Origin of the sequence: Acidiphilium sp. PM (genome assembly GCF_000219295.1) — a bacterium.
GTDB classification, from domain to species: domain Bacteria; phylum Pseudomonadota; class Alphaproteobacteria; order Acetobacterales; family Acetobacteraceae; genus Acidiphilium; species Acidiphilium multivorum.
The window spans coordinates 1-2,624 of the sequence record NZ_AFPR01000545.1 but is presented as its reverse complement, the minus strand read 5'-3'; the positions used below and the strand labels follow the sequence as shown (position 1 = coordinate 2,624).

The following is a 2,624-nucleotide window of genomic DNA, read 5'->3' as shown; positions in this document are numbered from 1 at the left end:
TTCGCGATCTACGGGCCGGCGGGGCAGGGGGCGCAACCCTCGTCCGCCGCCTTTGCGGCGATGGCCGCAAGTCTCGGCCCGCTTTCGCCGCCCCGGCGCGCCGGCTCCGAAATCGTCATCCGCCGGATCAGCCCGCCGCCCGCCGCGCGCATCGCCTGTTCGTCGGGCGCCATCTGCCGCTGATCCGAGTCAGACGCCGGCGAGTTCCGGCGCAATCCGGCGGCGCAGCCCGAATGCCAGCACGATCGAGATCACGAACAGCACGACACCCACGGCAAGTTCAACATCCCGCCCCACACGTCCGCCCGCGCCGATCAGGGCGAAGATCACGGTCTGCGGCACGAAGCCCAGCGCCGATCCGGCGAGGAACGGAAATACTTTCACGCTGGAGACGCCGGCGAGCAGGTTCAGCGCGAGATTGCTGCCCAGCGGCATCAGGCGCAGCGTGAGCGTGGCGGTGAACGGGCGCGCCGCGAGAGCGCGGTCGATCCGGGCCGCCCGATGGCCGAGCCGGGAACGCACGAAGGCTCGGCCGACCAGCCGCGCCCAGAGCAGATCGGCGGCGCAGCCGGCCAGCTGGGATGCAAGCGCCAGCGCCGTGCCCGGAATCACGCCCCAGGCGAAGCCCGCCGCAAAGCCGATCACCTGCCTCGGCATCCCGACCGCGCAGGCCAGCGCCCCCAGCGCGCCGAGTGCCAGCGCGTCACGCCAGCCGTGGCCGGGATGCGGCGCGAACAGCGCGCCGAACGGATGCAGGTGCAGCACCAGCGCCGCGCCCAGCAGCCCTGCCGCCAGCAGCGCCGGCCGGGCGAGGCGGATCACCGAGCCACCTCCAGCGAGGCCGGCGACCCGGCATCGGCCGCGCTTGCGCCCAGAACCGGCCGGCAGGCCCGCCGCTGCAACCAGGCCACGCCCGCGAGGTCGACGATCCCGACACGCAACCGGTCCCATGTCCCGTAATGCGACCGCCCGGCTACGCGCGGGCGGTGGGCAACGGGGTGCAGCACCGTCCGCCCGCCGATGCTCGCGAACAGCGCCGGCAGAAACCGGTGCATGTGGTCGAAGCGCGGCAGTCCGAGAAAGACCGAGCGCCGGAACAGCTTCAGCCCGCAGCCGCTATCGGGCACGCCGTCGTGCAGCACGCGCGCCCTGACGCCGTTGGCGATCCGCGAGGCGATCCGCTTCATCGCGCTGTCCTTGCGCCGGACGCGGCGCCCCGCCACCAGCACCGGCTCATCGGGCCGCTCTTCCTGCCAGGCGCGCTGGAGCATGTCCGGAATGTCGGCCGGATCGTTCTGCCCGTCGCCATCAATCGTGGCGATCCACACCGCGTTCGCGGCGGTCACGCCGGTGAGTATTGCCGCGCTCTGACCGAAACTCCCCGTGTGGCGCAGGACGCGAATCTCCGGCCTTTCCTTCGCCAGTGCCGCGAGCACCGCTTGGCTGTCATCGGTGCTGCCGTCGTCGACGAAGATGATCTCGTGATCGATCCCGGCCAGCGCCGTGCCGAATTCGGCCACGAGCGGCGGAATGTTCGGCGCCTCGTCGCGGACGGGGACGACGACGGCAAGCAGATGCGACGGCGGTGGTTCCATGGTCGGAGTCCCGGACAGGGTTGACGCGGGTGGATCCTGATCCGGAAATGTTAGCTCGATCTGACAAACGCGGGGTCGCGATTTTCAAATTGTATCCTGGTCCGCGCGCCATCGCGGGCATTGCGCCACGCAATAAGGTTCCATAATATTTCTTCTGCGACATTCAGACCAGCACCAAGGCAGCGCCAAGACAAGCCAGGGACAGCGACCGGTGCCGCCGTCCCTGGCTGAACTCCTGTTACAGCGCCCCTGTCACGGTGGACAATGCGCCGGTGACCGGCGCAAGCGGACTCGTGCTGCCCCCTGTCGCGCCGGACAACGTGCCCGTAACCGTCGATACCGTCGTGGTCACCGGCGCCAGTGGGCTCGAACCGCCCGCCGCGCCTGACAGCGTGCCCGTGATGGTCGATACCGTGCTGGTGACCGGCGCCAGCGGATTGCCTGTTCCGGTCGGCAGCGTTCCGATCGGCAGCGTTCCGGTCGACCCTGTCGGCAACGTGCCGGTCGCCGTGTCGAGAATGGTGCCGGCCGAGCCGGTCAGGTTTGTGAGCGTCTGGGTCAGCGTCGCCCCGCCCGGATTGCTCGTGCCGCCGATCGCGTTGCCCGCCGTCACCAGCGCCCCCTTCAGCGTGCCACCCAGCACGGGCACGCTGCCAGTGCTGTTTGCCACCGTGTTGACCACGCCGCCGACATTGCTGCCGACGCTCTTGTTCGACGTCGCCAGAAGCGTCGAAACCACCGGCAGCGTCGAGGTGCTGAGCGATCCGGCCTTGAGCTGGACCACCTGGCCGTTCGACAGCACACCAACCTGGATCGGGGAATTCGCCTGTGGCGTCGTGCTCAGCACATTGGCGCTGATCAGCGGCTTGACGCTGGACGAGCTCGTCGAGGTATTCAGGACCGAAACCTTGGCGAGCGCATTGGTGACAGGGCTGAGGAAGCTTGTGACGCCCGCCGCACCTGCCGCACCGGTTGCGCCCGTTGCGCCCGTTGCGCCCGTAGCGCCCGTAGCGCCCGTAGCGCCCGTAG

2 protein-coding genes and 2 pseudogenes are annotated in these 2,624 nt (G+C 69.7%); 1 reads left to right on the top strand and 3 read right to left on the bottom strand.

Annotated elements, in window-relative coordinates; all coding sequences use genetic code 11:
* Positions 1-183: pseudogene (locus tag APM_RS22420) on the top strand (hypothetical protein); the annotation flags it as partial.
* 6 nt (positions 184-189) lie between these two features.
* Here APM_RS22420 and APM_RS17845 read toward each other — a convergent pair.
* The 3 genes and pseudogenes from APM_RS17845 to APM_RS17835 form a co-directional block, all read right to left on the bottom strand.
* Positions 190-822, bottom strand: a complete 633-nt coding sequence (locus tag APM_RS17845; protein ID WP_007424800.1) for a TVP38/TMEM64 family protein — start codon at positions 820-822, stop codon at positions 190-192.
* On the bottom strand, positions 819-1,595 hold the full coding sequence (locus APM_RS17840) for a glycosyltransferase family 2 protein (RefSeq protein ID WP_007424799.1): 777 nt from the start codon (positions 1,593-1,595) through the stop codon (positions 819-821). The genes APM_RS17845 and APM_RS17840 overlap by 4 nt, the downstream gene beginning before the upstream one ends.
* A gap of 238 nt (positions 1,596-1,833) precedes the next feature.
* Positions 1,834-2,624 (bottom strand): annotated as a pseudogene (locus tag APM_RS17835) (hypothetical protein); the annotation flags it as partial.